The sequence below is a fragment of the Sphingomonas aestuarii genome (assembly GCF_054457155.1).
The window spans coordinates 148,297-174,603 of the sequence record NZ_JBTKVV010000002.1; the positions used below are offsets into that span (position 1 = coordinate 148,297).

Annotated in this window: 29 protein-coding genes; 15 read left to right on the plus strand and 14 right to left on the minus strand. The window is 65.8% G+C overall.

The window, feature by feature from the left end:
* Window positions 1–28 precede the first annotated feature (28 nt).
* Together ACX0GZ_RS03925 and ACX0GZ_RS03930 are read right to left on the minus strand one after the other, a co-directional pair.
* Complete coding sequence (locus ACX0GZ_RS03925; protein ID WP_458813583.1) at window positions 29–2,137, minus strand: transglycosylase domain-containing protein; 2,109 nt, start codon at window positions 2,135–2,137, stop codon at window positions 29–31.
* A gap of 303 nt (window positions 2,138–2,440) precedes the next feature.
* The gene (locus ACX0GZ_RS03930) at window positions 2,441–3,007 is read right to left on the minus strand and encodes an HNH endonuclease (RefSeq protein WP_458813585.1); all 567 of its coding nucleotides are present in this window, start codon (window positions 3,005–3,007) and stop codon (window positions 2,441–2,443) included.
* A 102-nt stretch (window positions 3,008–3,109) separates the two neighbouring features.
* Here ACX0GZ_RS03930 and gluQRS point away from each other — a divergent pair, with 102 nt between their 5' ends.
* From gluQRS to egtD, 5 genes are all read left to right on the plus strand, one after another.
* The gene (gluQRS, locus tag ACX0GZ_RS03935) at window positions 3,110–3,958 is read left to right on the plus strand and encodes a tRNA glutamyl-Q(34) synthetase GluQRS (protein WP_458813587.1); all 849 of its coding nucleotides are present in this window, start codon (window positions 3,110–3,112) and stop codon (window positions 3,956–3,958) included.
* Between the two features lie 88 nt (window positions 3,959–4,046).
* Window positions 4,047–4,277: a twin transmembrane helix small protein gene (locus ACX0GZ_RS03940; protein WP_458813589.1), complete on the plus strand. Its 231-nt coding sequence runs from the start codon at window positions 4,047–4,049 to the stop codon at window positions 4,275–4,277.
* Between the two features lie 4 nt (window positions 4,278–4,281).
* On the plus strand, window positions 4,282–4,848 hold the full coding sequence (locus tag ACX0GZ_RS03945; RefSeq protein ID WP_458814320.1) for a cob(I)yrinic acid a,c-diamide adenosyltransferase: 567 nt from the start codon (window positions 4,282–4,284) through the stop codon (window positions 4,846–4,848).
* 82 nt (window positions 4,849–4,930) lie between these two features.
* Window positions 4,931–6,199 carry an ergothioneine biosynthesis protein EgtB gene (gene egtB, locus ACX0GZ_RS03950; RefSeq protein ID WP_458813591.1) on the plus strand — a complete coding sequence of 423 codons (1,269 nt, stop codon included), beginning with the start codon at window positions 4,931–4,933 and terminating at the stop codon, window positions 6,197–6,199.
* Between the two features lie 2 nt (window positions 6,200–6,201).
* Window positions 6,202–7,179 carry an L-histidine N(alpha)-methyltransferase gene (gene egtD, locus ACX0GZ_RS03955; protein WP_458813593.1) on the plus strand — a complete coding sequence of 326 codons (978 nt, stop codon included), beginning with the start codon at window positions 6,202–6,204 and terminating at the stop codon, window positions 7,177–7,179.
* A gap of 121 nt (window positions 7,180–7,300) precedes the next feature.
* Here egtD and ACX0GZ_RS03960 read toward each other — a convergent pair whose 3' ends face one another.
* On the minus strand, window positions 7,301–8,443 hold the full coding sequence (locus ACX0GZ_RS03960; protein WP_458813595.1) for a DUF1176 domain-containing protein: 1,143 nt from the start codon (window positions 8,441–8,443) through the stop codon (window positions 7,301–7,303).
* A gap of 86 nt (window positions 8,444–8,529) precedes the next feature.
* Here ACX0GZ_RS03960 and ACX0GZ_RS03965 point away from each other — a divergent pair, with 86 nt between their 5' ends.
* The gene (locus ACX0GZ_RS03965) at window positions 8,530–9,399 is read left to right on the plus strand and encodes a 3-hydroxybutyryl-CoA dehydrogenase (protein WP_458813597.1); all 870 of its coding nucleotides are present in this window, start codon (window positions 8,530–8,532) and stop codon (window positions 9,397–9,399) included.
* On the opposite strand, the gene ACX0GZ_RS03970 is transcribed toward ACX0GZ_RS03965, so the two are convergent.
* The 3 genes from ACX0GZ_RS03970 to ACX0GZ_RS03980 are packed head-to-tail and all read right to left on the minus strand — an operon-like array spanning window position 9,366 to window position 10,155.
* Complete coding sequence (locus tag ACX0GZ_RS03970) at window positions 9,366–9,728, minus strand: DMT family transporter (protein ID WP_458813599.1); 363 nt, start codon at window positions 9,726–9,728, stop codon at window positions 9,366–9,368. The genes ACX0GZ_RS03965 and ACX0GZ_RS03970 overlap by 34 nt on opposite strands.
* Window positions 9,725–9,853, minus strand: coding sequence for a hypothetical protein (locus ACX0GZ_RS03975; protein ID WP_458813601.1), 129 nt, complete (start codon window positions 9,851–9,853; stop codon window positions 9,725–9,727). Before ACX0GZ_RS03975 ends, ACX0GZ_RS03970 begins: the two co-directional genes overlap by 4 nt.
* A complete protein-coding gene (locus tag ACX0GZ_RS03980) occupies window positions 9,829–10,155 on the minus strand; it encodes a MerR family transcriptional regulator (protein WP_458813603.1) in 327 nt (108 codons plus the stop codon). Before ACX0GZ_RS03980 ends, ACX0GZ_RS03975 begins: the two co-directional genes overlap by 25 nt.
* Here ACX0GZ_RS03980 and ACX0GZ_RS03985 point away from each other — a divergent pair.
* Window positions 10,133–10,279, plus strand: coding sequence for a hypothetical protein (locus ACX0GZ_RS03985; protein ID WP_458813605.1), 147 nt, complete (start codon window positions 10,133–10,135; stop codon window positions 10,277–10,279). The two genes, ACX0GZ_RS03980 and ACX0GZ_RS03985, sit on opposite strands and share 23 nt — an antisense overlap.
* Window positions 10,280–10,320: 41 nt before the next feature.
* Here the strand turns inward: ACX0GZ_RS03985 and ACX0GZ_RS03990 are convergent, their stop codons facing one another.
* Both ACX0GZ_RS03990 and ACX0GZ_RS03995 read right to left on the minus strand, forming a co-directional pair.
* Complete coding sequence (locus ACX0GZ_RS03990; protein ID WP_458813607.1) at window positions 10,321–11,628, minus strand: sugar MFS transporter; 1,308 nt, start codon at window positions 11,626–11,628, stop codon at window positions 10,321–10,323.
* Between the two features lie 42 nt (window positions 11,629–11,670).
* On the minus strand, window positions 11,671–12,939 hold the full coding sequence (locus ACX0GZ_RS03995) for a NupC/NupG family nucleoside CNT transporter (RefSeq protein ID WP_458813609.1): 1,269 nt from the start codon (window positions 12,937–12,939) through the stop codon (window positions 11,671–11,673).
* A 166-nt stretch (window positions 12,940–13,105) separates the two neighbouring features.
* On the opposite strand from ACX0GZ_RS03995, the gene ACX0GZ_RS04000 reads away from it, so the two are divergent.
* The 6 genes from ACX0GZ_RS04000 to ACX0GZ_RS04025 all read left to right on the plus strand — a co-directional run bounded on the left by ACX0GZ_RS04000 (window position 13,106) and on the right by ACX0GZ_RS04025 (window position 17,494).
* Window positions 13,106–13,543: a PepSY domain-containing protein gene (locus tag ACX0GZ_RS04000; RefSeq protein ID WP_458813611.1), complete on the plus strand. Its 438-nt coding sequence runs from the start codon at window positions 13,106–13,108 to the stop codon at window positions 13,541–13,543.
* A gap of 183 nt (window positions 13,544–13,726) precedes the next feature.
* Window positions 13,727–14,386 (plus strand): queuosine precursor transporter, encoded by a 660-nt coding sequence (locus ACX0GZ_RS04005; protein WP_458813613.1) that lies wholly within the window; start codon window positions 13,727–13,729, stop codon window positions 14,384–14,386.
* 128 nt (window positions 14,387–14,514) lie between these two features.
* Window positions 14,515–15,414 carry an acetylglutamate kinase gene (gene argB, locus ACX0GZ_RS04010; protein ID WP_458813615.1) on the plus strand — a complete coding sequence of 300 codons (900 nt, stop codon included), beginning with the start codon at window positions 14,515–14,517 and terminating at the stop codon, window positions 15,412–15,414.
* 228 nt (window positions 15,415–15,642) lie between these two features.
* Window positions 15,643–15,945 carry a YggT family protein gene (locus tag ACX0GZ_RS04015; protein WP_458813617.1) on the plus strand — a complete coding sequence of 101 codons (303 nt, stop codon included), beginning with the start codon at window positions 15,643–15,645 and terminating at the stop codon, window positions 15,943–15,945.
* Window positions 15,946–15,992: 47 nt separating this feature from the next.
* On the plus strand, window positions 15,993–16,868 hold the full coding sequence (gene folD / locus ACX0GZ_RS04020) for a bifunctional methylenetetrahydrofolate dehydrogenase/methenyltetrahydrofolate cyclohydrolase FolD (RefSeq protein WP_458813619.1): 876 nt from the start codon (window positions 15,993–15,995) through the stop codon (window positions 16,866–16,868).
* Complete coding sequence (locus ACX0GZ_RS04025) at window positions 16,865–17,494, plus strand: MarC family protein (RefSeq protein WP_458813621.1); 630 nt, start codon at window positions 16,865–16,867, stop codon at window positions 17,492–17,494. Before folD ends, ACX0GZ_RS04025 begins: the two co-directional genes overlap by 4 nt.
* Here the strand turns inward: ACX0GZ_RS04025 and ACX0GZ_RS04030 are convergent.
* Window positions 17,446–19,281: an AcrB/AcrD/AcrF family protein gene (locus ACX0GZ_RS04030; protein ID WP_458813623.1), complete on the minus strand. Its 1,836-nt coding sequence runs from the start codon at window positions 19,279–19,281 to the stop codon at window positions 17,446–17,448. The two genes, ACX0GZ_RS04025 and ACX0GZ_RS04030, sit on opposite strands and share 49 nt — an antisense overlap.
* A gap of 62 nt (window positions 19,282–19,343) precedes the next feature.
* Between ACX0GZ_RS04030 and ACX0GZ_RS04035 the strand changes: the two genes are divergently transcribed.
* Window positions 19,344–19,772 carry a GtrA family protein gene (locus ACX0GZ_RS04035; protein ID WP_458813625.1) on the plus strand — a complete coding sequence of 143 codons (429 nt, stop codon included), beginning with the start codon at window positions 19,344–19,346 and terminating at the stop codon, window positions 19,770–19,772.
* Window positions 19,773–19,787: 15 nt separating this feature from the next.
* The gene (locus ACX0GZ_RS04040; RefSeq protein WP_458813627.1) at window positions 19,788–20,513 is read left to right on the plus strand and encodes a class I SAM-dependent methyltransferase; all 726 of its coding nucleotides are present in this window, start codon (window positions 19,788–19,790) and stop codon (window positions 20,511–20,513) included.
* A gap of 123 nt (window positions 20,514–20,636) precedes the next feature.
* On the opposite strand, the gene ACX0GZ_RS04045 is transcribed toward ACX0GZ_RS04040, so the two are convergent.
* From ACX0GZ_RS04045 to ACX0GZ_RS04065, 5 genes are all read right to left on the minus strand, one after another.
* Entirely contained in the window at window positions 20,637–21,707 is a 1,071-nt protein-coding gene (locus ACX0GZ_RS04045) for a glycosyltransferase family 2 protein (RefSeq protein WP_458813629.1), read from the minus strand.
* Window positions 21,708–21,891: 184 nt separating this feature from the next.
* A complete protein-coding gene (locus ACX0GZ_RS04050) occupies window positions 21,892–23,427 on the minus strand; it encodes a methyl-accepting chemotaxis protein (protein WP_458813631.1) in 1,536 nt (511 codons plus the stop codon).
* Entirely contained in the window at window positions 23,424–23,732 is a 309-nt protein-coding gene (locus ACX0GZ_RS04055; RefSeq protein ID WP_458813633.1) for a hypothetical protein, read from the minus strand. The genes ACX0GZ_RS04050 and ACX0GZ_RS04055 overlap by 4 nt, the downstream gene beginning before the upstream one ends.
* A 34-nt stretch (window positions 23,733–23,766) precedes the next feature.
* Window positions 23,767–24,171 carry an acyl-CoA thioesterase gene (locus ACX0GZ_RS04060; RefSeq protein ID WP_458813635.1) on the minus strand — a complete coding sequence of 135 codons (405 nt, stop codon included), beginning with the start codon at window positions 24,169–24,171 and terminating at the stop codon, window positions 23,767–23,769.
* A gap of 31 nt (window positions 24,172–24,202) precedes the next feature.
* On the minus strand, window positions 24,203–26,302 hold the full coding sequence (locus ACX0GZ_RS04065; protein WP_458813637.1) for a RelA/SpoT family protein: 2,100 nt from the start codon (window positions 26,300–26,302) through the stop codon (window positions 24,203–24,205).
* Between the last annotated feature and the right edge of the window lie 5 nt (window positions 26,303–26,307).

A 26,307-nucleotide genomic window follows, 5' to 3' on the forward strand; every position in this document is an offset into this window, starting at 1 on the left:
GACGAAGTGTTCGTATCACGGACGCGCGTCAGAATCCGCCTGGCTCTTCCTCGCGCATCCGGGGATCGGGGCCGGGCGGCGGCTCCTCGCGCCGGGGATTGCCCCCGCGCAACTGAATGCCGCCTTCGCGGTCGAGGCGGAGGTTCAGGCCCCTGCCGCCGAATTCGCCTTCAAATTCCAGCGCATCGGGGCTTTCGGGAAGAATGCCGTCGAGGATATCGTTGCTGAGGGTGCCGATATCCTCGTCGATCTCGGCCTCGACCGCTACCGGGCGGGCGGGGGGGCTGGCGTCCGTCGCACCCACCATCACGTCGCGCCAGATGCGCGCGGCGACACCCCCGCCCGCGAGGCCGCTATTGGGCGAATTGTCGTCATTGCCCAGCCACACGCCGACCACCAGATCCTCGGTAAAGCCGACGAACAGCGCGTCGCGGTAATCCTGGGTGGTGCCGGTCTTGCCGAACGCCTCGACGTTGAGCGCAGCGGCGCGGCCCGTGCCGCGCTCGATCCCGGCGGCGAGCAGCGAGCGCATCCCCTCCACTTCGCGGCGCGACAGCGGGCGGGTGTCGTCGCGCAGCCGGTCGAGCCAGCTCTGCTCGCGCGCGTCGTCCAGCCCGCGCGGGCGTACCGGCGCTTCGCCCGCGGCGATCGCGGCATAGGCGGCGGTGAGTTCGAGCAGCGACACCGACGAGGTGCCCAGCGCAATCGACGCTTCGTTGGGGATGTCGGTCGACAGTCCCAGATCGCGCGCGGCGCGGATCACGGCGGCGGGGCCGACCTGTTGCGTCAGCCGCGCGGCGGCGACGTTGGACGAGGCGGCGAAGGCCTGACGCAGCGTGATCTCGCCGCGATAGCGATTGCCGTCATTCTTGGGCGACCATTCGCCGATGGTGACGGGTTCGTCCTCGATCATCGTGTCGGGCGACATCCCGTCGCGCAGCGCCGCGAGATAGACGAACAGCTTGAACGTCGATCCCGGCTGGCGGCGGGCCTGGGTCGCACGATTGAACGGGCTTTTGGTATAGTCCTTCCCCCCGACCATGCCGACGACGCGGCCATCGGGGCGCATCGCGACGATCGCGACCTGCGCCTCGCGCAAGCCAGCCCGGCGCACGGCGGCCTCGGCGGCGCGCTGAACGCGGGTTTCCAGCGTGGTGGTGACGGTCTGCTCGGTGGCGATCTCGCCCGCCCGGTCGCGCGCGGCGGCCATCACCCAGTCGGCGAAATAGCCGCCGGTGGGGAGCCGCGTGCCACGCGCGCGGACGCGCAGACGGGCAGGCGACACGTCGGCGGCCTCTGCCTCGGTAATGACGCCGGTCTCCGCCATCGCCGCGACCACCAGTGCCTGCCGCGCGCGCGCGCCCGACAGATTGCCGGTCGGCGCGAGGCGGCTGGGCGCCTTGACCAGACCCGCCAACATCGCGGCCTGGCCGATGGTCAGATCGTTGGGATCGCGACTGAAATAATGATTCGCGGCGGCATCGAGGCCGTAGACGTTGTCGCCGAAATAGACGTTCGACAGATAGCGCGACAGGATCTCGTCCTTGGTCAGCCAGGCCTCGAGCCAGAGCGCGATCATCGCTTCGCGGGCTTTACGGGTGAATGTCTGGTCCGAATCGAGGAAGGCGTTCTTCGCCAGTTGCTGGGTGATCGTGCTGCCGCCCTGTCGGCTGTTGTCGGTGAAACTGTTGTTCCAGAAGGCGCGCAGGATGCCGCGCGGGTCGATGCCCAGATGCTGGCGGAACCGGCGGTCCTCGATCGCGAGGAACGCGCCGGTGACGTGATCGGGAAGCGCGGTCGCATCGACGGCCTCGCCGATGATCGCGCCCGATTTGGCGATCGGTGTGCCTTCGGCCGACAGCAGGGTGATCGACGGCGGCGCCGGCGGCTTCAACGATTGCGACAGCGGCGCGGTGATTGCGAGATAGGCGATCGAGACGATCAGCAGCGCGAGGAAGGCCGCCAGCCCGCGCACGATCCACCGGCCCCAGCGGCGCGGCGCGCGCGGCGGCTCGGGCGGGGTGGGGGGCGCGTCGTAGCCACCCAAATCGCCGACCGGCATCCCGCGATAGCGCGCCTCGCGCGGGGAATGGGGATAGGGCAGCGGGTCTGCGGCGATGGGGCGGTCGTAATTCATGGTGCTAGCGGCGCTGTATTACCGGGATAGGACAGGCGCTGCAACCATGGTGAACGGGGCGATCTTCGATGCTCGCAAGGATCATCCCTCCACCGCGCTCACGCTGAGCTTGTCGAAGCGTGTTGAGACTCACCCGGTTTCGACAGGCTCAGCCTGAGCGCGGTTGGGATGGATGGCTGTGGGAGCATTCAATGAACGCCACACCGACCGTGCTCCCGCATAGGCGGAAGTCCGGGGTGGCGGGGGGCGCTTCGTTCCCCCGCGCTCCCGCCTTTGCGGGAGCACGTCAGGCCGGATAAACCCTCACGCTTCCAGTTCGATGTCCCAGTAGAGCCAGTCGTGCCAGGTTTCGTGCAGGTGGTTGGGCGGGAAGGAACGGCCATGTTCCTGCAACTGCCAGCTGGTCGGACGGATCGGCGCGATGTGGAGCGGCATGTGCGCCTGTTTCGGCGTCCGCCCCCCTTTGCGCAGGTTGCACGGTGCGCAGGCGGTCGCGACATTTTCCCAGGTGGTGCGGCCACCTTGCGCGCGGGGGACGACATGGTCGAAGGTGAGGTCGCGCGGGGAGCCGCAATATTGGCAGACGAACTTGTCGCGCAGGAACAGGTTGAAGCGGGTAAAGGCGGGATAGGCGGAAGGACGGACGAATTGTTTGAGCGCGATCACCGAAGGCAGTTTCAGCGTCGCGCTGGGACTTCGCACCTCGCGCTCGTAATGCGACACGATGTCGACGCGGTCGAGCCACACCGCCTTGATCGCGGTCTGCCACGGCCAGACCGACAGCGGATAATAGCTGAGCGGCGTGTAATCGGCGTTGAGGACGAGCGCCGGGCATCCATCCGGGTGCCGGATCAGATCGGGATGGTACATGGAAGACTTCCCCCTTTCCCGCGTTCTTCGATGGCGTTCCTGACGCACGCCGATGACGGGCATATGACAGCACGAGCCATGACTCGCGGTCAAGAGTCGTAAATGAGCGTGAGGGCGGTGACGCGCTTTGCGCCCAGTCCGACCGGACGGCTGCACGCAGGGCACGGATATTCGGCGCTGATGGCGCATGATTTCGCGCGGGCGCGCGGCGGGCGGTTTCTGCTGCGGATCGAGGATATCGACCAGGGGCGATGCCGCGCGGAGCATGTGCAGGCGATCCTCGACGATCTGCGCTGGCTGGGGATCGAATGGGACGGGCCGGTCGTGTTCCAGTCGGCGCGGATGGCGCTCTATGCCGAAGCGCTCGACCGGTTGAAGGCGATCGGGGTCGTCTATCCCTGTTTCTGCACCCGCGCCGACATTGCGCGCGAGATCGCGGCCAGCCAGTCGGCGCCGCATGGACCGGACGGGCCGCTTTATCCGGGAAGCTGCCGGGGGTTGTCGAAGGACCAGCCCGCGGCGCGGCTGGCGCGCGAGGATCATGCGTGGCGCATCGACATGGCCCGTGCGACCGCGCTCGCCGGGCCGCTCGACTGGCATGACGCGAGCGCAGGCCGCGTCGTCGCCGATCCGCTGTCGCTGGGCGATGTGGTGCTGGCGCGCAAGGATGCCGGGACCAGCTATCATCTGGCGGTGACGGTGGACGACGCCGCGCAAGGGGTGACCGATGTCGTGCGAGGGGTGGACCTGTTCCACGCGACGCATGTGCACCGGTTGTTGCAGGCGCTGCTGGGGTTGCCGACGCCGGGTTATCACCACCATCCGCTGCTGGTCGGGGAGGACGGCAAGCGGCTCGCCAAGCGGGATGGTGCGCCGACCTTGGCGGCAATGCGCGAGGCTGGCGAGGATGGGCTGGCGGTGGCGGAGAGGCTGAGGAAGTGGGGCCGATAAACGCGTATGACGCTTACTTGGGCGGGATGAGAAAACAGGGGCAAAGGTCGTGGTTGGAACCGGCACCCCGACGCGCTATATTCCCTCCATGTCCACCATCCTCCCCCTGCTCATCATCGCGGGCATGATCGCGACCGTGGTTGCGCTCATCCGCGGTGTCGTTTCGTTTCTCCGCACGACCGAGGCGGAATTGAAGGGGGAGGCGCCGATGACCTCCGCGGTCAAATCGAACAGGATGATGCAGCAGCGCGTGATCTTTCAGGGGGTGACCATCCTGATCGTCTGTCTGGCGCTGCTGGTGCTCGGCGGCGGGTTCTAAGCCCATCGTCAAGCTCAACAAAATCTATACCCGCACCGGCGACGACGGGACCAGCGGGCTGGTCGACGGGTCGCGCCGGACGAAGTCGGACGCGATTTTCGCGGCGATCGGCGATGTGGACGAGGCCAATTCGGCGATCGGGGTGGCGCGCGCCGCACTGGGCGGGCGTCACGACGATGTTCTGATGCGCGTTCAGAACGATCTGTTCGATCTGGGCGCGGACATCGCGACCCCCGGCGACGATTTCGCGCCCTCCGATATGACGCTTCGCATCGTGGCTTCGCAGGTCGAATGGCTGGAGGCGACGATCGACCGGGTGAATGCCGGTCTCGATCCGCTCAAAAGCTTCATTCTGCCCGCCGGAACCCCCGGCGCGGCGGCGCTGCATCTGGCGCGCGCAATCGTGCGCCGGGCCGAGCGTGCGCTGGTCGCCGCGAATGCGCGGACGCCCCTCAACCCCAACGCGCTAATCTATATCAACCGCTTGTCGGACCTGGTTTTTATTCTTTGCAGGGACGTGAACAAAAATGGGGGTGGCGACGTTCTCTGGGTGCCGGGCGCGTCGCGCTAGGCCGGCGCGCGTGTCTGCGCCGCAGGATTCACCGGGCGACTGATTCGCAAAGGCGCTCGTGTCCATCGCAAGGGAGAGGGCGATGACCGGCCAAGTTCAATCCGCCGCCCGGTCGCACAGGCCGGGGCTGGCCGAACGCTTCGCGGCGGTTCGCGCGCTGACCGAGGCGCTGGCCGAGCCGCTGTCCGACGCCGATGCAACCGTTCAGTCGATGCCGGATGCGTCGCCCGCCAAATGGCATCTGGCGCACACCAGCTGGTTCTTCGAAACCTTTATCCTGCGCGACCATGTGCCCGGATATCGGCTACACGACGAACGCTATCCGTTTCTGTTCAACAGCTATTACGAAGCCGAAGGCAAGCGCCATGCGCGGGTGCGGCGGGGGATGATTACCCGGCCCAGTCTGGACGACGTGCGCGACTATCGCGCGGCGGTGACCGGCGCGCTGCTCGCTGCGCTCGACGATCTGCCCGATGCCGCCCGTCAGCTGGTCGCGCTGGGTTGCCATCATGAAGAGCAGCATCAGGAATTGCTGCTGACCGACATTTTGCATCTGTTTTCGGAGAATCCCACCGAACCCGCGATCTGGCCCGGCGAGCGCAAGCAGCCGGTGCCGATGCCCGGACCGGTCGGGTGGATCGAGGGGCGCGAAGGTCTGGTCGAGATCGGCCATGACGGCGGCGCGTTCGCCTTCGATTGCGAAGGGCCGCGCCACCGCGCGTTGCTCCACCCGCACGCGATTGCCGACCGCACCGTGACCAACGGCGAATGGGCGGCGTTCATCGACGATGGCGGCTACCGCGACGCGAGGCATTGGCTGTCCGACGGCTGGGCCTGGGTGCAGGCCGAGGCGATCGACGCGCCGCTCTACTGGGCGCGGGGCGACGATGGCGGCTGGACCCGCTTCGGGCTCGACGGCAGGCGCGCGATCGATCCCGCCGCGCCGGTAACCCATGTCAGCCTGTTCGAGGCGGACGCCTATGCCAGCTGGGCGGGCGCGCGATTGCCGACCGAGTTCGAATGGGAAGCCGCCGCCAGCGCCGAAGATGCGCGTCTCGGCAATTTCCTCGACGCGGCGGGACCGGTCGAACCGCGACCTTCAACCGGCGGTCCGGCATGGTTCGGCGATGTGTGGGAATGGACCGGTAGCGCCTATCGCCCCTATCCGGGCTTCGCGCCCTGCGAAGGCGCGGTCGGCGAATATAACGGCAAGTTCATGAGCGGGCAGTTCGTGCTGAAGGGCGGATCGTGCGCCACCCCGCGTGGCCATGTTCGGGCAAGCTACCGCAACTTCTTCTACCCGCACCAGCGCTGGCAATTTACCGGCGTCCGGCTGGTCAAGGATTTGTGACGATGTTGAAGCAGGAGGCCGAGGACGGCCATCAATCGCTGGTCGATCCCGAATTTCGCCGCGATGTGGTGGAGGGGCTGGCGCGCCGCCCGCGTGCGATTCAGGCGCGCTGGTTCTACGATCGGCGCGGGTCGGAATTGTTCGAGGCGATCACCGATCTGCCCGAATATTATCCGACGCGGACCGAGGCGGCGCTGCTGAAATCGGCGGGGCCGGAACTGGCCGACGCGATCGGACGGGGACGTGCGGTGGTCGAGTTCGGATCGGGTTCGTCGGCGAAGACGCCGCTGCTGCTGTCGGCGATAGCGCCCGCAGCCTATGTGCCGATCGACATTTCGGGCGATTTTCTGCGGGCATCGGCGCGCGATCTGGCGGAGCGGTTTCCGGCGATCGACGTTTATCCGCTCGAGGCCAATTTCATGTCGCCGGTCAACCTGCCGCGCGATGTGGAGACGATGCCCAAATTGGGGTTCTTCCCCGGATCGACCATCGGTAATCTGACCCGTTATGCCGCGGTCGATCTGCTGAGGGCGATGCGCGGGTCGCTGGGCGAAGGCGCACAGTTGCTGATCGGGATCGACCGGGTGAAGTCACCCGAGCTTCTGGTCCCCGCCTATGACGATGCGCAAGGCGTGACCGCAGCGTTCAATCTGAACCTGCTGGAGCGGATCAACCGCGAACTGGACGGCGACATTCCGGTCGATGGATTTGCCCATGAAGCGCGCTGGAACGAGGGCGCGTCGCGGATCGAAATGCACCTGATCGCGACGCGCGACATGGCGTTCAGCGTCGACGGGCGCAATTTCCAGATCCACAAGGGCGAGGGCATCCACACCGAAAACAGCCACAAATACGGCCCTCGCGATGCGCGGATGCTGATGGATGCTGGCGGCTGGACGGTGATCGGCGAATGGACCGCGCCCGATGATGCGTTCGCGCTGTTGTTGGGCGAAGCGCAGCCAAGGCCGCCCGCGCCTTAATCGCTCAGTCCGTCATTGCGAGCGCAGCGAAGCAATCCAGAGGCTGGAAAATACTGGATTGCTTCGCTGCGCTCGCAATGACGTTTTTGCGCATCGGATTTGTCAGATAAGCAGGGACTTTTTACCGCACCTCGGCCCGCCAGGTCGTGACCAGCCGGGTCGATCCGCGGCATTCGGTCATCTCGCCCTGCTCGGTCAGGCGGAAGCGGGCGCCGTCCCAGGCGAAATTCTGCGACACGCCGCAATCGCCGATGCCGCGTCCCTTGGCATAGCTGGTCAACAACCCCTCGCCGAACCCGGCATTGACCAGTTGAGCCACCGTTCCGGCTTCGGAGTCGATGCCGGTCGATACGTCGAAGGTCGCGGGGCGCAGCGTGCCGTCACCCTGGATCACGAACACCGCCGACATGAAATTATACGCGCCCGCGCCGCAGGGCAGCAGGATCAGCGTCGCGCCATCGCCCAGCGCATGCGCTTCGGGCCGCGTCTGCGCTTCGTCGAGAAACTCGATCTGGCAATCGGCGGCGCGACGCATTGCGGTGACCTGCGCGGCGGTCGGGCGGGCAGCGCGACCCGATGGGCGAACGCGGGTGACGATCGGGAGCGCAGGCGGCGACGCGGTTGGCCGGTCCTTGCCGCGCGCGACCATCGCAGCAGTCGTGCCCGCAAGCCGCTGGCGCTCGTCCATGTAGCGCAGCGCCGCCGCAGCGCCGTTCAGCGCCAGCGCGGCGTCGGCCTTGCCCGCGACGATCCGGCCCGCCTTGCCCTGCGCGATCGCCTCGATCAGACGCGCCGCATCGTCGCCGGTGAAGATCACGCCTTCGTCATCGGCGCGTCCGCCCTTCGCCACGGCTTTGCCGTCGATGGTGATGCTGGCGGGCGCCGCCACATCGTCGTTCGAATCGACGATCACACGCGGCAGCGCGCCGCCCGCAGCCTTCATCACCACCAGGCGCAACGTCGGGAACTCCGCTCCGTCGGGGCCGAGCGCGACGGCGGTGCACGCCAGACGATTGTCGCATCCGACCACCCAGTCGCGGAACGTCCGCATCTCTCCCGGCGTCGCCTGTGGTCCGGGGGGCAGGGCTGCGGCGATGATCGGCTCGGCGGGGGGGGCGAGCGCGGGCGTGGAGGGCGGCGTGCCGGGCTGCGCGGGCACGTCCGGCGGCACGGCCGCGCGGGCGCGCGCGTCGTTTTCCTGCGGCTGCGGATTGGTGTTGCAGGCAGCAAGGATCAGGGCGGCGAACGGCAGGGCGACTTTCATGGGAAGGGAAGGAATATCGCGCTGCATCGTTCCCGAAAAGTCGCTATCGCCACCCGCAACAGCGAAAATAGATGACGGAGAATGCGATGAAGACGGTGGGCGTGATCGGCGCGGGTCAGATGGGATCGGGGATCGCACAGGTCGCGGCGGCCTCCGGCTACCGGGTGCTGCTGTCCGATATCGGGCTGGAGCAGGCGGAAATGGGCAAGGCGGGCATCGCCAAATCGCTCGACCGGCTGGTGGCGAAGGAAAAGATTTCACGCGACGCGCGCGACGCGACGCTCGCCAAGATCGAGCCCGTCGCGGACGTGTCGGCAATGGGCGCGTGCGAACTGGTGATCGAAGCCGCCACCGAGCGCGAGGCGGTCAAGCGCAAGATTTTCGAATCCGTCGGCAAAGTGCTGTCCGACACCGCGATCCTCGCGTCGAACACGTCATCGATCCCGATCACGCGACTGGCCCAGGCCAGCCACGATCCGGCGCGGTTCATGGGCGTTCATTTCTTCAATCCCGTCCCCGTCATGGGTCTGATCGAGCTGATCCGCGGGCTTGCCACCAGCGACGCGACGGTCGCGGCGGTGGAAAAATTCGGGCAATCGCTGGGCAAGGAAATCGTCCACGCCAACGACGCGCCCGGCTTCATCGTCAACCGCATCCTGATGCCGATGCTCAACGAAGCCTGCTTTGCGCTGGGCGAAGGCGTCGCCACCGTCCGCGACATCGACACCGCGTGCCGCCTGGGGCTCAATCACCCGATGGGGCCGCTGACATTGGCCGACTTTATTGGCCTCGACACCTGTCTGGAGATCACCCGCGTCCTGTTCGAAGGCACCGGCGACCCCAAATTCCGCCCCGCGCCGCTGCTCGTCAAATATGTCGAGGCAGGCTGGTTCGGTCGGAAAGTCGGCAAGGGCTTCTACGATTACTCGCAGCCCGAGCCCGTGCCGACGCGCTGAGGGCTTTCGGTCGGGGTGGAGAGGTTCAAACCTACCGCCCCGACCGCAATCAGGGCGATGCAGCCGATCTGGATCAGCGAAAGACTCTGGCGGAACACGACGACACCCACGACCGCGATGATGGTGATCCCCACACCGGACCAGACCGCATAGGCGACCCCCATCGGAATTTTGGTGAAGGCAAAGCCGAGCAGCCAGAAGCAGACCGAATAGAGCGCAATCGACGCGACGCCGTAATGCGGACGGGTGAAACCGTGCGATGCTTTGAGCAGGCTGGTCGCGACGACTTCGAACAGGATGGCCGCACCGAGCAAAATCCAGGCGTTCATCGCGTTTCTCCCGATTGCATCATGCGGTGCGCGGCGGCGGCGCGGACGAAATCCCACATTGCCGTGCTGAAGCCCGGATCGGCCTCGTCCGACCAGCTTTTCATGTCGTCATACATGCGCGACACGCCGGCCAGGACGTGGGGTGGGGCGCTGTCGGCAAAGGGTTTGAGCAGCGCGAACCATTGGTCGACGAACGTCGGCGCGCGCGGGCCTTGGCGAGTTCGCCAGGGGCATAGACGCGCCGTCCGCCCTCGCCGCGCAAAGGCTGGACGATCCCGCGTTGCTCATAGAAACGCAGCGCCCGTACGCTGAGCCCGGTGCGGCGTGCAACCTCGCTGATGTCGATCCGTTCGTTCATGCTGCGATGATTACCCGCTGACGTTACGTCAGGAGCAAGCGAAAAGATGAGCATCGACGACACCATCATCGATACGCCCGACGGCCCGATGACCTATGCCGAGTGGAAGAAGAAGAACCCGGTCCAGCTGCCGTCGCGCCGGACCAAGGGCAAGGATTTGCCCAACAAGGTCAAACGACGGACGGACGAGTGAGTCCGCTCGACCCCTTAAGCGTCAGGTCGACCCCTTAAGCGTCAGGCACTCGCGCGCTTTCTGGCGAACAGCCCGAACCCGGCAATGATCGCATAGCAGGCGGCTGGCAGGATCAGCGCAAAGGCCAGGCTGCCGCTGGCGTCTGCCAGCAATCCGGTCAGCGGCGGGATGACCGCGCCGCCGACGATCGCGACGCAGATGACGCCCGAACCGTCGGCCGCGCGTTTGCCCAGCCCTTCGCTGGCGAGCGAAAAGATCGTCGGGAACATGATCGCGTTCATCAAGCCGATGGCGAGCAGCGAATAGCCCGCGACATTGCCCGTCGAATTTGCCGAAATCAGGATCAGCGTGATCGCACCCGCCGCGACCGTCGCCAGCACCTTGCCCGGTGCGAAGACGCGCAGCACGCCCGCACCGATGAATCGCCCGACCAGCGCGCCGCCCCAATAGAGCGTGACCAGCTTGCCCGCGCTTTGTTCGGGAAGCGCCAGCACGTCGCCCTGCATCAGATAGTTGACGATGAGCGATCCGATCGCGACTTCCGCCCCGACATAGAGAAAAATGCATAGCGCGCCGAAGCCGAACCGCTTGCGCTTCAGCAGGTCGAACGCGCCGAACAGCGAGGTTCCGGTGGTCTCGTGGCTTTCCTGCAATCGCTTGCGGCGCGACCAGACGACCACTGCCACGATCAGCAAGGCCGCGGCGAGGCCGAGATAGGTGTTGACGATCACCTGCGCTTCTTCGGCGCGGTAGGCCGCAAGCGCGGGACCGGTCAGCGTAGTCGGGTCGATCGTCGCCAGCCCGCCCAGAATGACGATCGCGCCGACATAGGGGAAAATGGTGGTGCCCAGCGAATTGAATGCCTGGGCAAAGGTCAGGCGGCTGTGCGCGGTGCGCGCCGGACCGAGCAGCGAGATCAACGGATTGGCGACGACCTGAACGATGGTGACGCCGCCTGCCAGAACGAACAGCGCGAACAGGAACATGCCGAACGTCGCCGACTGCGCCGCCGGGATGAACAACAGGCACCCCGCCATCATCGTCGCCAGGCCGATCGCCGCGGTCCGCATATAGCCGGCCCGACGCACGATCGCGGCCGCGGGCAGCGAAACGAAGAAATAGGCGGCGAAGAATGCGGATTGGGTCAGCATCGCTTCGAAATAGGAGAGGGTGAACAACTCCTTGAATTTCGGGATCAGGATGTCGTTCAGGCTGGTGATGCCGCCGAAGATGAAAAACAGCGCGAACACGAACAGTTGCAGGTCGGGCGCATTAACGTGATCGCCCGACGCGTCTGCGGGAAGCGGATCGGTACTGGAGGCGAGCTGGGGATCGATCGACACGGCCATGAGTGAGCGCTCCGCGACAGGAAGAATGGAGTTATGGATGGATCAGCCCGGCAGCAGCAACCCCGCCAGCGCCGCCGACATAAGGTTGGCCAGACTCCCCGCGATCAGCGCCTTGATCCCCAGTTTCGCGATCATTGGGCGCTGGTTCGGCGCAAGACTCCCCGTCACCGCCATCTGGATCGCGATCGACGAAAAATTGGCGAAACCGCACAGCGCGAAGGTGATGATTGCGCGGCTGCGGTCGGAAAGGTCTGTCAGGTTGCCGAGGTCGATGAACGCGACGAATTCGTTGAGCACCACCTTGGTCCCGAACAGCCCGCCCGCGATCTGCGCTTCGTCCCAGGGGATGTTCAGCAGATACATGATGGGCGCAAAGATCGTGCCGACGATCGCCTGGAAGCTCAGTTCGGGATAGCCGAAGATGCCGCCGACCGCGCCCAGCAGCCCGTTGGCGAGCGCGACCAGCGCGACGAACGCCAGCACCATCGCACCGACCGCGACCGCCAGCTTGACGCCGGTCTGCGCGCCCATTGCCGCGGCCATGATGACGTTGGCGGCCTTTTCCTCCTCCACGACTTCGTCGGCGACGCGCACGGCTTCGTCGTCGCTGCCGCCCTGGAGCGGGAGTTCGCCTGCGGCCGGTAGCGGCACGTCGGGCATCATGATCTTCGCCATCAGCAGTCCGCCGGGCGCCGCCATGAACGATGCGGCGAGCAGGAAGGGCAGGTAGTCGCTGCCGAGGAACGTGGCGTATGCTGCCAGGATCGTGCCCGCGACGCCCGCCATGCCGACGGTCATGATCGCGAACAGTTGCGACGGCGTCAGGCTCGCCAGATAGGGTTTGACCACCAGGGGCGATTCGCTTTGCCCGACGAAGATGTTGGCGGCCGAACACAGCGATTCGACCTTGGAAATCCCGGTGACCTTTTCGATCGCGCCGCCGACCCAGCGCACGATCTGTTGCATGATGCCGAGATAATAGAGGATCGAGATCAGGCTGGCGAAGAACACGATGACGGGCAGCGCGGCAATGGCGAAGCTGTTGCCGCCGATCTCGGGCGAGGCCAGCGGGCCGAACAGGAAATCGGTGCCGTTCTTGGCATAGCCGAGCAGCGCCGAGACGCCGTTCGCCGCGCCCTGGATCGCGGCGCGACCGGCGGGGACATAGAGGACGAGCGTCGCGATCACGACCTGCAGCGCGAATGCGGCCCCGACGACGCGCAGGCGTATCGCGCGGCGATTGGACGACAGCAGCACCGCCAGCCCCAGTATGACGGCAATCCCGGCGATGCCGATCAGAAATCTTTCCATGAACCTTGCCCGCCCCCGGGTGAACGCGTTTATCGCCCGACGCCGGGCACAAGCGCGCGACCATAGAGGCTTTTGCGCCCTGCGCCAGATGGTGCGTTGCCGGAACAAGACGAATGGTTCGGGCATTGATGTGACCAAATCACACGAGAATCAATGGAGTTTCCAAATGTCGCTGACGCTGATGATCGCCGCATCCCTGTCCACACCCGCCGCAGCGCTCGAACTGCGCGATCCTAACCCGCGTGAGCGCGCCCGCATCGAACAGGTGCTCCGCCAAGCCGGGTTCGTGCGCTGGGACGATATCGAATTCGACGATGGCCTGTGGGAAGTCGACGACGCGCGCACCCGCAATGGCGGCGAATACGACCTGAAGATCGATCCGCGTTCGATGCGGATCGTCCGTCGCGACGGTGACCGCCCCGCCAACGCCCGCGAGCAGGCCGCGATCGAACGCACGCTGCGCCAGCAGGGCTATACGCGCTGGGATTCGATCAAGCTCGACAGCGACGGCTATTGGGAAGTGGATGACGCGCGGATGCGGAACGGGCGCGAGCATGATCTGAAACTCGATCGCCGGACGCTTCGCATCATCGAACGCGATTGATCTCGTCCAGAACCTCACCCCGTTCGTGCTGAGCTTGTCGAAACACTGTCCTTTCTGCGTGACCAGCAAGAAGGACAGTGTTTCGATACGCGCCTGCGGCGCTAGTCAGCACGAACGGGGTTGGGATTTGAGTCCGATCCATCGGGGCTTTTCGCACCCGGTGATTCGCGCTAGCAGCGGGCGATGACAGGATCACCGCCCGCGCCGATTTCGCGCTCGCTCTTCTTCTTCGGCATCTTCTATGGCGGCATGTGCTGCATCGCCGGCGTGCTGGGCAACAAGCAGGTGGCGCTGGGTCCGCTGGCGGTGGAGGCGGGAATCTTCGCGTTCCTGTTGCTGGTCGTCGTCGCCAGTGCGGTCGCCGAATTGCATGGGCGCCAGGTGGCGAACCGGCTGGTGCAGATCGGCTTCATCCCGCTGATCGCGTCGCTGGTGCTGTCGCTGATCGTGCTGGCGCTGCCTGCTTCGTCCAAGATGGAGCCTGCCCGGCTGGAGGCGTTCCAGTTGATGATGACCGGTACGCCGCGAATCTGGATCGGCGGGCTGCTCGCCTACGGGATTTCGCAGACGCTGAACGTCACCATTTTCGACGCGCTGCGCCGGGGCGAGGGCAAATTGCTATGGCTGCGCGCGGGCGTGGCGAGCGTATTGAGCCAGATCGTCGATACGCTGATCTTCGTGTTCGTCGCCTTTTACGGCGTGTTCCCGATCGCCGGCCTGCTCGCCGGGCAGATGCTGGCAAAGGTGGTGCTTTCGATCGTGCTGGTGCCGCCGCTGATCGTCGCGTTCGTGGCGCTGGGGCGGCGGCTCGACCGCGGGGTGGGGACGTTCAAGCGGGCTTGATGCCCCTGTTCCGATTTATGCCTTGACCCTCTTCCGTCATTCCCGCGAAGGCGGGAATCCATAACCCATGTCGGCGATTATGGATTCCCGCCTTCGCGGGAATGACGATACTGGATAATTGGCACACCATGACCGACCACGCACCCGATCCCGCGATGCTTGCCAAGGCGGAAACGCTTGTCGAGGCGCTGCCCTATCTCCAGCGTTATGCGGGCGAGACGTTCGTCATCAAATATGGCGGCCATGCGATGGGCGATCCCGAGGCGCAGCGGGACTTTGCCGAGGATGTCGTGCTGCTGAAGGCTGTCGGCATCAACCCGGTGGTCGTCCACGGTGGCGGGCCGCAGATCGGCGCGATGCTCAAGCGGCTTGGGGTCGAATCGCAATTCGTCGGCGGGCTGCGGGTCACCGACGCTGCCACTGCCGAGGTCGCGGAAATGGTGCTGGCGGGCAAGATCAACAAGGAAATCGTCGGCTGGATCGCCGCACTTGGCGGTCGCGCGGTCGGCATTTCGGGCAAGGACGCCAACCTCGTCACCGCGGAAAAGGTCAAGCGGACCGAGCCCGACCCCAATTCGGGGATCGAGCGCCATGTCGATCTGGGCTTTGTGGGTGAGCCGGTGAAGGTCGATGCGACGATCCTCAAGAACCTGACCGACGATCATTTCATTCCGGTCGTCGCCCCCGTTGCGCTGGGCGCGGACGGTGCGACCTACAACATCAACGCCGACACGATGGCAGGCGCGATTGCGGGCGCGCTGGGGGCCAAACGCTTTTTCCTGCTGACCGATGTCGCCGGCGTGCTCGACAAGTACAAGGCATTGCTGACCGATCTCGACCGTTCGGGGATCGAGGCGCTGAAGGCCGACGGCACGATTTCGGGCGGCATGATTCCCAAGGTCGACACCTGCATCGCCGCGGTCGAGGCCGGGGTGGACGCCGCGGTCATCCTCGACGGGCGGGTGCCGCACGCGATGTTGCTGGAAATCTTCACCGCGCGCGGGGCGGGGACGCTGGTTCGGGCGTAAGCCCGTTCCACCCTCAGCCACCTCCCGCTTGTCCCGAATAGTCTTCGAGCTTGTCGAGAAGGCGTATCGAGGGAAGGGAGAGCCGAAACGCTGTCTCGATACGGGTTCTCGACAAGCTCGAACCCTGCTCGACACCAACGGTTGGGGGGACGCATCGCCCGCCAGGGCTTGTCCCGCCGCCTGCCAATCCGCTAGGCAGACCGCACGTAATTTACCGGAGACCGACCGTTGATCACGCTGCTGCAAATCGTCCAGGTGCTGCTCACCGTGCTGTGGTGGGTCATCGTGATCCAGGCGGTGCTGTCATGGCTGATCGCGTTCAACGTCATCAACACCAGCAACGATTTCGTCCGCTCGCTGTGGGAAGGGCTGCGCCGGCTGACCGAGCCGCTCTATCGACCGATCCGTAAGGTTCTGCCCGATTTCGGGGCGCTCGACCTGTCGCCGATCGTGGTGCTGTTGATCGTGTTCATCCTGTCGAACATCGTCATCCCCAACATCATGATGTCGCTGGCATCGCCCGGTTACTGATATCGGGCCATCGGCGGTTAGCACCGCGCAACGCATAAGGGGCAGGCATGAGCGCTGACATCATCGACGGCAAGGCATTCGCCGAGGCCGTGCGCGGTCGCATCGCCACCGCCGCCGCCGACTTCGCCGCGCAAAGCGGGCGCAAGGCGGGCCTCGCGGTGGTGCTGGTCGGCGAAGACCCGGCATCATCGGTCTATGTCCGTTCGAAAGGCAAGGCGACGGTCGCGGCGGGGATGGAGAGCATCGAGCACCGCCTGCCCGCCGATATCGGCCAGGATGCGCTGATCGCCCTTGTCGAGCAACTGAACGCCGACGCGACCGTCGACGGCATCCTCGTCCAGTTGCCGCTGCCGAAGCATCTCGATGAGACGCAGGTGCTGCGCGCGATCGATCCCGACAAGGACGTCGACGGGTTCCACCCGGTCAATGCCGGACGTCTGGCGACGGGCTTGCCCGGTTTCGTGCCCTGCACGCCGCTCGGCTGCCTGATGCTGCTAAAGGACCGCCTGGGCGATCTGTCGGGGCTGGACGCGGTGGTGATCGGGCGATCGAACATCGTCGGCAAGCCGATGGCGGCGCTGCTGACCGCGGCCAACTGCACCGTCACCATCGCCCATTCGCGCACCCGCGACCTGTCGAGCCATGTCGTGCGCGCCGATATCGTCATCGCCGCGGTGGGCCGCGCCAATTTCGTGCGTGGTGAATGGATCAAGCCGGGCGCGACCGTAATCGACGTCGGCATCAACCGGGTCGACGGACGGCTGGTCGGCGATGTCGATTTCGACGGTGCTGCCTCGGTTGCGGGCGCGATCACGCCGGTGCCGGGCGGCGTCGGGCCGATGACCATCGCCTGCCTGCTGCGCAACACGCTGGTTGCGGCGCATCGGCGGGAGGGGATCGCGTTCGACGAGGGGGCGTTATGATCGAGCTGTTTCTCTCTGCATTCCTGACGCTGTTCGTCGTCATCGACCCGCCGGGCTGCGCGCCGATCTATGCGGGGCTGACCAAGGGGGCGAGTGCCGCGCACCGCCGCGTGATGGCGATCCGCGCCGTGCTGGTCGCGACCGCGATCCTCGTCATTTTCGCGCTGTTCGGCCAGCAATTGCTGCGCGCGCTGGGGATCAGCCTCGATTCATTCCGCATTGCTGGCGGGATCATGCTGTTCCTGATCGCACTCGAAATGGTGTTCGAAAAACGCACCCAGCGCCGCGAGGAGCGCGCGCAAAAGGTGCTGGACGATGACGAGATCGAGGATGTGTCGATCTTTCCGATGGCCATGCCGATGATCGCCGGGCCGGGGTCGATCGCCGCGATCATGCTGCTCTGGTCGCAGAACCCCTCGGTCGAGGAGCGGCTGGTAATCGGCGGCGCGGCCGCGACCGTGCTGATCCTGACGCTGATCGCGCTGATCGCGGCTGGCCCGATGATGCGGGTGTTGGGCGCCAAGATCGAAGCGGTGATTACCCGCCTCCTCGGTGTGCTTCTCGCCGCGCTGTCGGTTCAGTTCGTGGTGGACGGGCTCGTGGGCAGTTTCGGCGCGGCGTCGTAATCGATCCGCCACAGCCGGTAGGGCGAGCGGCGCGGCAATTCGACGGGGACGAGGAACGGGAACGTCTCGCCCTTGGCCATCCGGTCGTAGAAACCGCCCGGCGCGCGGGCGCGATAGACGGTGGTTTCCGCCATCATCGGACAGGTCAGCAGGTGAGTCGCGCCATATTGTCGCGCGTTCGCCAGAAACGTCTCGGGCGAACCCTTGAACGCGTTGTGCACGGCCAGGATCGAATCGCCGTTGCGGTGATACGGCCCCGCAATCGCCGAATGATGGGTGGTGGCGACGAGCCGCGGGCCAAGATCGACATGGGTGAACAAGGTGGTCGGCGGCAGTGCGCGGTCGAGCAGGCGCATCGATGACAGCATCGCGCATTGGCGATTGGCGCGGCTGACCATCTGCATCGTTTTCGACGGCGGATCGACGTTTAGCTGGCGAATGATGTAGCTGACGAACAGCCCGGCGACCGTCAGCACGATCGCCGCGCCTGAGCCGATGCGGACCCAGCGTCTGGGGTGGTCGAATAGCAGCGCCAGCGCCATCCAGGCCAGCGCCGTCGCCCCCGGCAACGCCAGCAACTGCGCGGCAGGCCCGGCGCGCACCTGCCAGAACAGCATCAGGAAGGCGAAGGCACCGAACAGCGCAACCGCGATCCAGCCGACGATTCGATCATGCGTCCTGGCACGCCAGAGCGCGAGCCCCGCGCCGATCATGCCGATGACCGGAATGACCGCCAGCGGCACGATGGCGCGCCAGGGATGTTGGTAGATCGGCTTGGCCTCGCGCACATTGTTCAGCCAGCTCGCCATCAGTTCGTCCGACACGCCTTCGGGCCGCGACAGGCAGTGCGGGAAAAGGAGCGCGAACCCGCCACCGATGACGCCACCCGCCAGCCCCAGCAGGCCCAGCCGCACCCAGCGGTTACCGGGATCGATCCGGGCGGCGACGAACAATGCGCCCCCCGCCGCGACCATCGCCGCCAGCCAGATCGGGGTCAGCGCGTCGCAGCGCATCGCCCAGTTGTCGTTCGACGCGAACGCCGCGAAACCAAGCGTGCAGCCGCCGACCAGGCTGAGCGCATAGACCTGCAACCGCCGCGCCTCGTCGCGGTCGATCACCCAGCGCAATCCGATGATCGCCCCCGCCATCACGCAATAGGGCAGCATTTCCAGACCGATCGACAGGCTGAACGCGCTCGACATGCCGATGATCGCGCCGCCGCGCGCCTTGCGCGGATCGGCCAGGCCCGCCAGCGTCAAGCTAAGGCAGGCGAGTTGCCAGTTGTGATGATCGATGCGCAGCGGCATGAACATCAACAGCGTCGCGGTGCAGCCGGTGAAGAAGATGAAGGCGATCGGCCAGGCCGCGCCCGCCACCAGCTTCCTGACGGTAAAGGCCAGCGCCATCAGCGCGACGACCAGCGGGATCAGCGGCGCGGCCCCGACCGCGATCCGCTCCGCCATCGCGCGCCCGACGAACGGTTCGGTCAGCAGGATCAGCCCCGCGATCGGCAGGTCGGGGATGCGCGACCAGTGGATGTTGAACCCTTGCGGAGGGCTGAGGCGATATTGGCGCAGATCGTACCAGCCCTGACCGCCCAGCCACGCACGGACCTGCGCCAGCCGCAGATTGTCGTCGGTATCGCCCAGCGCCAGCCACTGAATCGCGCCCCAGCGCTGCCACACGAACCACGCGGCCATCACGGCGCACGCCAGCAGCGCATAGCGCACCCAGTGCCGGTCCAGCCGGTCCTCTAGCGTCGTGGGGGATCGGGTGTCGCCGGTCAAAATCGCTTTCCTCTGCTGCCCCCGCGCATTAGGGCGGCGGCAAGGCATTGGGCAAGGCAAGTGTGACGGCGATTTTGCGAAACCTGGGCGCATGGCGCCGCCATCCGGTGCTGGGGCAGTTGATCCGCTTCGGTGTGGCCGGCGGGATCGCGACGCTGATCTATTCCGCCGTCTATCTGCCGCTCGCCCTGCTGTTGTTTCCGCGCGAACAGGCCGTGCTTGCGGTGCCGATCGCCTTTGCTGCCGCGGTGACCGCCGGTTACTTTCTCCACAGCGGCTGGAGCTTCAAAGGCCACGGGACGCGTCACAGCGGGCCGGGGCAGAAAGCCAAGTTCGTGCTGGTGCAGGGCGTGGGGCTTGGATTGCACGCGGCGATCACCTGGATCGTCACCGATCTGCTCGCGCAACCGGCCTGGGTGCCGCTGATCCCGGGCTTGCTGATCGTGCCGCTGGTGACGTTCGTGCTCAACCGCCAATGGGTGTTCCGATAAGATGGCCAAACGCTGATGGACCGGATCGTCTATGACCGGATGGCCGCGCATGACAGCCATCATTGGTGGTATCGCGCGCGCCGCGACATCCTGGCCGACTATATCGCGCGCGAGGCGAAGCTGCCCGCGAGCGCCCGCATCCTCGAAATCGGCTGCGGCACCGGGCATAACCTGCCGATGCTGGCGCGGTTCGGCGACGTGGACGCGATCGAGATCGACGAAGCCGCGCGCGAAATCGCCAGCGAACGGCTGGGCAAGCCGGTCGGCGCGGCACCGCTTCCCGCGCTGACGGGGGTCGAGCGCGGGGCGTACGACATGGTCGCGGTGCTCGATGTGGTCGAACATATCGAGGATGACGTGGCGGCGCTCAAGGCGATGGCCGAATGCCTGAAGCCCGGCGGCTGTATCCTGATCGCGGTCCCTGCGCATCAATGGATGTGGTCGGCGCATGACGTGGTGAACCATCACAAGCGCCGCTATTCGAAAGCGACGCTGGACGCGGCGATCCGAAAGGCCGGGCTCCGGCATAACGGGTTGAGCTGGTTCAACTCGCTGCTGTTCCCCGCCGCGGTGGCCGCGCGGCTGGCGGGCAAGCTGACCGGCAAGGACGACAGCGACGATTCGCCGCCGCCCAAATTGCTCAATACGGTGTTCGAGACGGTGTTTCGCGTCGAACGGCACCTGGTCGGGCGCGTCCCGCTGACGCCGGGGTTGTCGATCCTGACGCTGGCGCGGAAATAGCGGTGCCGCGAACCGATCCCTGAAACCCCGTTCGTTTCGAGCCCTTCGACTGCCTGCCAAGGCAGGCGCTCAGGATAAACTTCGAACCTTTGGTTCGAAGTCGAGAAACGCGGTCTGGGTGCTTCAGTCGCGTTTCTCGACTTCGCTCGAAACGAACGGGGGGGATGGTGCGTCACTGCCAGCGGACGGCGGTCGCTTCGGCGCAAGCGTTACCGCCTCCGCAATCTCCGCCTTATACCCCAAGGTCGCTTTGCCCTGTACCGGTCCCGCGACATCGGCGACCAGATAGAGCGGGCGGCGTTTCGATTCGACGTAGAGCCGCCCGAGATATTCGCCGATCATCCCCAGCACGAACATCTGCGCCGCGCCCAGGAACACGACGACCAGCATCGTCGAGGTCCAGCCCTGGATCGCGCTGCCCGACAGCCAGGCGAAACCGATATAAAGGAACAGCAGCATCGCCACCCCGGTCAGGATCAGCCCCAGATGGCTGGCCCAACGCAAGGGCGCTGTCGAAAATCCGGTGACGGCATCGAGCGCGAAACGGATCATCTTGCCCAGCGGGTATTTGCTCTCACCCGCATGGCGCTCGGCGCGGTCATAGACGAACGGCACCTGGCGGAAGCCCACCCAGGCGACCATTCCGCGAATGAAGCGCGCCTGTTCGGGCAAGCTGAGCAACGCATCGAGCGCGCGACGGCTCATCAGCCGAAAATCGCCGGTGTCGATCGGGATCGGGGTATCGGTGACCCGGTCGAGCACGCGGTAGAAAGCGGCCGCCGTCAGTTTCTTGAAGAACGTCTCGCCCTCGCGCTTGCGGCGGACGGCATAGACGACATCGGCGTCCTGCGCCGCCATCGTCGCGCGCATGTCGGACAAGAGTTCGGGCGGGTCTTGCAGGTCGGCGTCGATGATCAGGATCTGCTCGCCCGCGCACAGATCGAGCCCGGCGGTCAGCGCCAGCTGGTGCCCGTGATTGCGCGACAGGTTGATCGCGACCAGCTTCGGATCGGCGGCGGACAGGCGCTGCATCACCGGCCAGCTGCCGTCCTTCGACCCGTCATTGACGAGGACGATCTCGTAATCGTCACCCACCGCCGCGCGCGCCGCGCCGGACAGCCGCTGGTGCAGCAGTTCGAGGCAGGCTTCCTCGTTATAGCAGGGGACGACGATAGAGAGCGCGGGGCGGTTCATGGGCGCGGCAAATAGCGCAGCGCGGGGCGGTCGCCTAGGGGTGCGAATATTCGTGTCGTTGGTCGCGGTAAACCCAAAACACCGTTCGTTTCGAGCGAAGTCGAGAAACGCTTGCGTGCGGCAGGTTCACGTTTCTTGACTTCGCTCGAAACGAACGGGGACGGGGGCGTTGCTCAAAAGCTGTCTAAGCCGCGCGCAGACGGGCGATGAAGGCGTCGGTGGCGGCGGCAAGTTTCTCCGCCGATTGCGCGAGGCTCTGGGCGTCGGTGGCGACGGCATCCGACAATCGCTCAGTCTGCATGGCGACATCGGCGACCGCGCGGCTCTGCTGCGCCATGAAGGTCGCGCCCAGCGCGGTGTCGGCGGCGGTCGATTCGATCGATGCGGCAGTCTGGCGCTGCTGATCGACCGAGACGCGCAGCGCCGCGGCGGTTTCCGACAGTTCGGCGATCGAGGTCGCCATGTCGCCCAGCGCGCCGTCGGCGATATCCGCGCCGCCGCGCACGGTGGACGACAGCGTCTGGATTTCGCCCGATGCCTGCGCCGCCTGATTGGCGAGCAGTTTCACCTCATGCGCGACGACCGCGAAGCCGCGACCGGTTTCGCCTGCGCGCGCCGCCTCGATCGTGGCGTTGAGCGCGAGCAGGTTGGTGCGCGTCGCGATGGCGTGGATCGTCTCTGCAAAGCGCGCGATCGAATCGGTGCGCGCGCTGAGCGCCTGGACGGCTTCATGGCCCGAGCGCGAGGCCGCGCGCGCATCGGCGCTGAGGGTCGCCTGACGTTCGATGCGTTCGACGATGGTGCCGATCGTGGCGGTGAAATCATGGAGATTGCCCGCCAAAGCCTCCGCCCCGGTGGACGACTGGGTGGCGGCGGCGGCGGTATCGGCGGTGTCGCGGCTGGCCTTGCGAGCCAACTGTCCCAGTGCGCCCGACGACTGGTCCAGGCTTTCGCTCGATTGGCGGATCGCGGCGACGACATCGGCGACCGAGGATTGCAGCGTATCGGCAAGCGTCGTCCATTCGGCGCGACGTCCGGCTTCGCTTTCGCGTTCGATCGCTTCGCGGCGGGCCTGTTCGTCATGCGCGCGCGCTTCGGCGGCGCGTGCGGCCTGGGCGGAGGATTCGGCGTCGCGGCGGCGGGCGTCGGCCTCTGCCATCAGCGATTCGAGCCGGTCCTGCTGTTCGCTCTGCGCGAGGGTGAGGGTGCGCAGCCGGGTGACGAGCCAGGCGAGGATGCCGAACTGGAGCACGACCGCGACCGCATGGACCACCGTGCGTCCGAACGAGCCGCCGCCGGAAAACACCCAGTCGGGCGCGAGAAAGCCGAGCAACAGATGATGAGCCGCGATCAGGCCGCTTGCCAGCAGGATCGGGCGCCAGTCGCACAATATCGCAAGCCCCGCGAGCGCGACGAAGAAATACATATGCGCGTCCATCTGCCACATATGGCCGCCGAGCAGATAGACGGCGAGTGCAGGGTGGATCGCGGCCAGCGTCCCCGTGATGAGGCGCGCGGGCCTGTCGCGGCGCCCCTGCACCGCCATCAGCGTCGGCGCGATATTGGCGACAATCGCGATGGCGAGCACCAGCGCGGTATCGCCGCGCCCCAGCATCCAGCCCATCGCCGCCAGCCACAGCGTGACGATCCAGCCGCCCACGGCCAGCGCGCGAATGCCCTGCAGGCGCAGCGCGTCCAATATGTCGATCCGAGGCGTCATCGCGCATCCTTTTCGAGGGGGCCGCAACTCGCGGTGTCGGCGGCGATCAGCATCATGTCCGGCCGGGCGAGCGCGTCGCGGCGGCCATGAACCACGAACGAACCGGGGAACGCCCCCATGCGAAGCAATTGCCCGCCGCGATCGATCACGCTTTGCGGCAGCGCGGCTCGCGCTTCGCGCGTCAACGGGATCATCAGCATTGCGCCTTCGACCGGCGGGCGGAGCGTAACCCAGCCGACGTCGGCCGTCGCCAGCAAGAGCTGAGCGGTCAGCAGCAACCAGGCCGGGCGAATTGCGTAAATCACGCATTCCGCTTAGCGGTCGATGGTTAATGCGGTGCTAAGGCTGAAGCGGTGTCGGCTGTGGGATGAAGCGCGCGGCGATTTCCTTGGCCACGCGGATCGGGCGGCGAGTGGTGGCGTCGAGCGCGCACCAGCTCGATTCCACCTCGGCCAGCACTTCCTCGCCGCGCTTGACGATGGTGGTGAAGAAGGCACGCGCGCCTTCCACCCGTTCCGCGATCACGGTCGCGATCACATCGTCGTCGAGAAAGGCGGGGCGGCGATAGGTGATTTCGTGCTTCAACGCGACCCAGAGGTGCCGGGCGACATCCTCCTTGGGCGCGATCTTTTCCCAATAGGCGACGACCGCTTCCTGCACCCAGGACAAATACACCGCATTGTTGACATGACCCATATGGTCGATGTCGTTCGGTTCAATCGTCAGATTATGGTCGTGCGGCATTGCACAAAGATGCGGTCTGCTTACAGCGATGTCAATGAGTCGAGCCGTCGCGTTCCGCCGCGCTGACCGCATCGGCGGCCCGGAGCGCCGACAGTAATTTCATCAGATGCGACACGTCGCGCACGTCGATGTCGATCAGGTTGGTGTGGAACGTGGTGTCGCGGTTGTCGAGCCTGAGGCCGATGATGTTCGCCTTGTGCTGGCCCATGATCGTCGCGACCGCGCCCAGCGACCCCGGCTCGTTCTTCAGCGTGACGGCGATCCGCGCGATTCCGCCCTTTGCGTCGTCGCCCCAGCTGACGTCGATCCAGTCCGAATCGTCGCTGTCGGTAAGGCGCGAGCAATTGATGTCGTGGACCTCGATCGCCTCGCCTGCTCGGCGCAGGCCGACGATGCGGTCGCCCGGCACCGGACGGCACGCTTCGCACAGCTGGAACGCCATGCCGGGGGTGAGGCCCTTGATCGAGATCGCCTGGCGCTGGGACGGTGCCGCCGCCTCGATTCCCTCGGTCGATCCGGGCATCACCGCTTCCATCACCTCGGCATCGGTCAGCGCGCGCTTGGCGATCGCCTCCATCAGCGTGGGCGCGTCGGGCAGCTTCAGTCGCTTGAGTGCGCCTTTCAGCGCATCCTCGCCGACCGCGACCGGCAGGCGACTGACGATCTCGTCATAGAGCTTGCGCCCCAGCGCCACCGATTCGTCGCGCTCGCGGTGGCGGACATGGCGGCGGATCGCGGCCCGCGCCTTGCCCGTGATCGCGAAGTTCAGCCAGTTTGGCTGGGGATGCTGCGCTTTTGACCGCAGGATCTGCACCTGATCGCCATTCTCGATCTCGGTGCGCAGCGGCACCACGCGGCCATTGACCTTGGCGCCCACCGACTGGTCGCCCAGGTCGGTGTGGACGGCATAGGCGAAGTCGATCGGGGTCGCGCCCTTGGGCAGCTGGATCAGCTCGCCCGCCGGGGTGAAGGCGAAGATGCGATCCTGATACATCGCCATGCGCGTGTGTTCGAGCAGTTCGTCGGGATTGTCGGTATTGTCGAGAATCTCGACCAGATCGCGAATCCAGCTGACCTGAGTATCGGGGCGCACGCCGTCCTGCTTGTAGGCCCAGTGCGCGGCGAGGCCGTATTCGGCCTGGGCGTGCATCTCCGCAGTACGGATCTGGATTTCGATCCGCATATTGTCGGCATGGATGACCGAGGTGTGGAGCGAGCGATACCCGTTGCGCTTCGGCGTCGAGATATAATCCTTGAACCGGCCCGGCACCATCGGCCATCGGCGATGGATCGCGCCCAAGGCCTGATAGCATTGTTCTTCATTTTCGACGATCGCGCGGAACGCCATGATGTCGGTCAGCTGCTCCAGGCTGACATGGCGTTCCGACATCTTGCGCCAGATCGAATAGGGGTGTTTTTCGCGCCCCGAAATCTCGGCATCGACGCCGTTGCGCGCGAGCAGCAGTTTAAGGCCCGACGAAATCTTGGCGATGCGGTCGCCGCCGTCGGATTTCAGGCTATCGAGCCGCCGCGTGATCGACTCATAGCCTTCGGGCTCTAACTGCTGGAAGGCGAGCGTCTGCATCTCCTTCATGAACTCGTACATCCCGATCCGCTCGGCGAGCGGGGCATAGATGTCCATCGTCTCCTTCGCGATCCGCCGCCGTTTTTCGGGCTTGGGGATGTGATGGAGCGTCCGCATGTTGTGGAGGCGATCGGCGAGCTTCACCAGCAGCACGCGGATGTCGTCGGACATGGCGAGCAGGAATTTGCGCAGGTTTTCCGCCGCGCGCTCGCTCTCGCTCTGTGCTTCGATCTTCGACAATTTGGTGACGCCGTCGACCAACCGCGCCACCGAAGGCCCGAATTTGGAGAGGATTTCCTCCGGCGTCGCCACCGTATCCTCGATCGTGTCGTGCAGGATCGCGGTTGCGATCGTCTCGTCGTCGAGGTGAAGGTCGGTCAGGATGCCGGCGACTTCGATCGGATGGCTGAAATAGGGGTCGCCCGACGCCCGCTTCTGGCTCCCGTGCGCCTGCATGGAGAAGACATAGGCGCGGTTGAGCAACGCCTCATCGGCGTTCGGATCGTAGCCCAAGACCCGATCGACCAGTTCATATTGGCGAAGCACCCGCC

What these genes read in the sequence shown, in the direction of transcription:
- ACX0GZ_RS04005 (WP_458813613.1), top strand. Translation starts at nt 13,727, where the DNA reads ATGACAGGATCACCGCCCGCGCCGATTTCGCGCTCGCTCTTCTTCTTC.
- ACX0GZ_RS04040 (WP_458813627.1), top strand. Translation starts at nt 19,788, where the DNA reads ATGGACCGGATCGTCTATGACCGGATGGCCGCGCATGACAGCCATCAT.
- ACX0GZ_RS04025 (WP_458813621.1), top strand. Translation starts at nt 16,865, where the DNA reads ATGATCGAGCTGTTTCTCTCTGCATTCCTGACGCTGTTCGTCGTCATC.
- egtD (WP_458813593.1), top strand. Translation starts at nt 6,202, where the DNA reads ATGTTGAAGCAGGAGGCCGAGGACGGCCATCAATCGCTGGTCGATCCC.
- ACX0GZ_RS04060 (WP_458813635.1), bottom strand. Translation starts at nt 24,171, where the DNA reads ATGCCGCACGACCATAATCTGACGATTGAACCGAACGACATCGACCAT.
- ACX0GZ_RS04050 (WP_458813631.1), bottom strand. Translation starts at nt 23,427, where the DNA reads ATGACGCCTCGGATCGACATATTGGACGCGCTGCGCCTGCAGGGCATT.
- ACX0GZ_RS03960 (WP_458813595.1), bottom strand. Translation starts at nt 8,443, where the DNA reads ATGAAAGTCGCCCTGCCGTTCGCCGCCCTGATCCTTGCTGCCTGCAAC.
- egtB (WP_458813591.1), top strand. Translation starts at nt 4,931, where the DNA reads ATGACCGGCCAAGTTCAATCCGCCGCCCGGTCGCACAGGCCGGGGCTG.
- folD (WP_458813619.1), top strand. Translation starts at nt 15,993, where the DNA reads ATGAGCGCTGACATCATCGACGGCAAGGCATTCGCCGAGGCCGTGCGC.
- ACX0GZ_RS03970 (WP_458813599.1), bottom strand. Translation starts at nt 9,728, where the DNA reads ATGAACGCCTGGATTTTGCTCGGTGCGGCCATCCTGTTCGAAGTCGTC.
- ACX0GZ_RS03985 (WP_458813605.1), top strand. Translation starts at nt 10,133, where the DNA reads ATGAGCATCGACGACACCATCATCGATACGCCCGACGGCCCGATGACC.
- ACX0GZ_RS03995 (WP_458813609.1), bottom strand. Translation starts at nt 12,939, where the DNA reads ATGGAAAGATTTCTGATCGGCATCGCCGGGATTGCCGTCATACTGGGG.
- ACX0GZ_RS03965 (WP_458813597.1), top strand. Translation starts at nt 8,530, where the DNA reads ATGAAGACGGTGGGCGTGATCGGCGCGGGTCAGATGGGATCGGGGATC.
- ACX0GZ_RS03925 (WP_458813583.1), bottom strand. Translation starts at nt 2,137, where the DNA reads ATGAATTACGACCGCCCCATCGCCGCAGACCCGCTGCCCTATCCCCAT.
- ACX0GZ_RS04045 (WP_458813629.1), bottom strand. Translation starts at nt 21,707, where the DNA reads ATGAACCGCCCCGCGCTCTCTATCGTCGTCCCCTGCTATAACGAGGAA.
- gluQRS (WP_458813587.1), top strand. Translation starts at nt 3,110, where the DNA reads ATGAGCGTGAGGGCGGTGACGCGCTTTGCGCCCAGTCCGACCGGACGG.
- ACX0GZ_RS04000 (WP_458813611.1), top strand. Translation starts at nt 13,106, where the DNA reads ATGTCGCTGACGCTGATGATCGCCGCATCCCTGTCCACACCCGCCGCA.
- argB (WP_458813615.1), top strand. Translation starts at nt 14,515, where the DNA reads ATGACCGACCACGCACCCGATCCCGCGATGCTTGCCAAGGCGGAAACG.
- ACX0GZ_RS03940 (WP_458813589.1), top strand. Translation starts at nt 4,047, where the DNA reads ATGTCCACCATCCTCCCCCTGCTCATCATCGCGGGCATGATCGCGACC.
- ACX0GZ_RS03980 (WP_458813603.1), bottom strand. Translation starts at nt 10,155, where the DNA reads ATGATGGTGTCGTCGATGCTCATCTTTTCGCTTGCTCCTGACGTAACG.
- ACX0GZ_RS03990 (WP_458813607.1), bottom strand. Translation starts at nt 11,628, where the DNA reads ATGGCCGTGTCGATCGATCCCCAGCTCGCCTCCAGTACCGATCCGCTT.
- ACX0GZ_RS03930 (WP_458813585.1), bottom strand. Translation starts at nt 3,007, where the DNA reads ATGTACCATCCCGATCTGATCCGGCACCCGGATGGATGCCCGGCGCTC.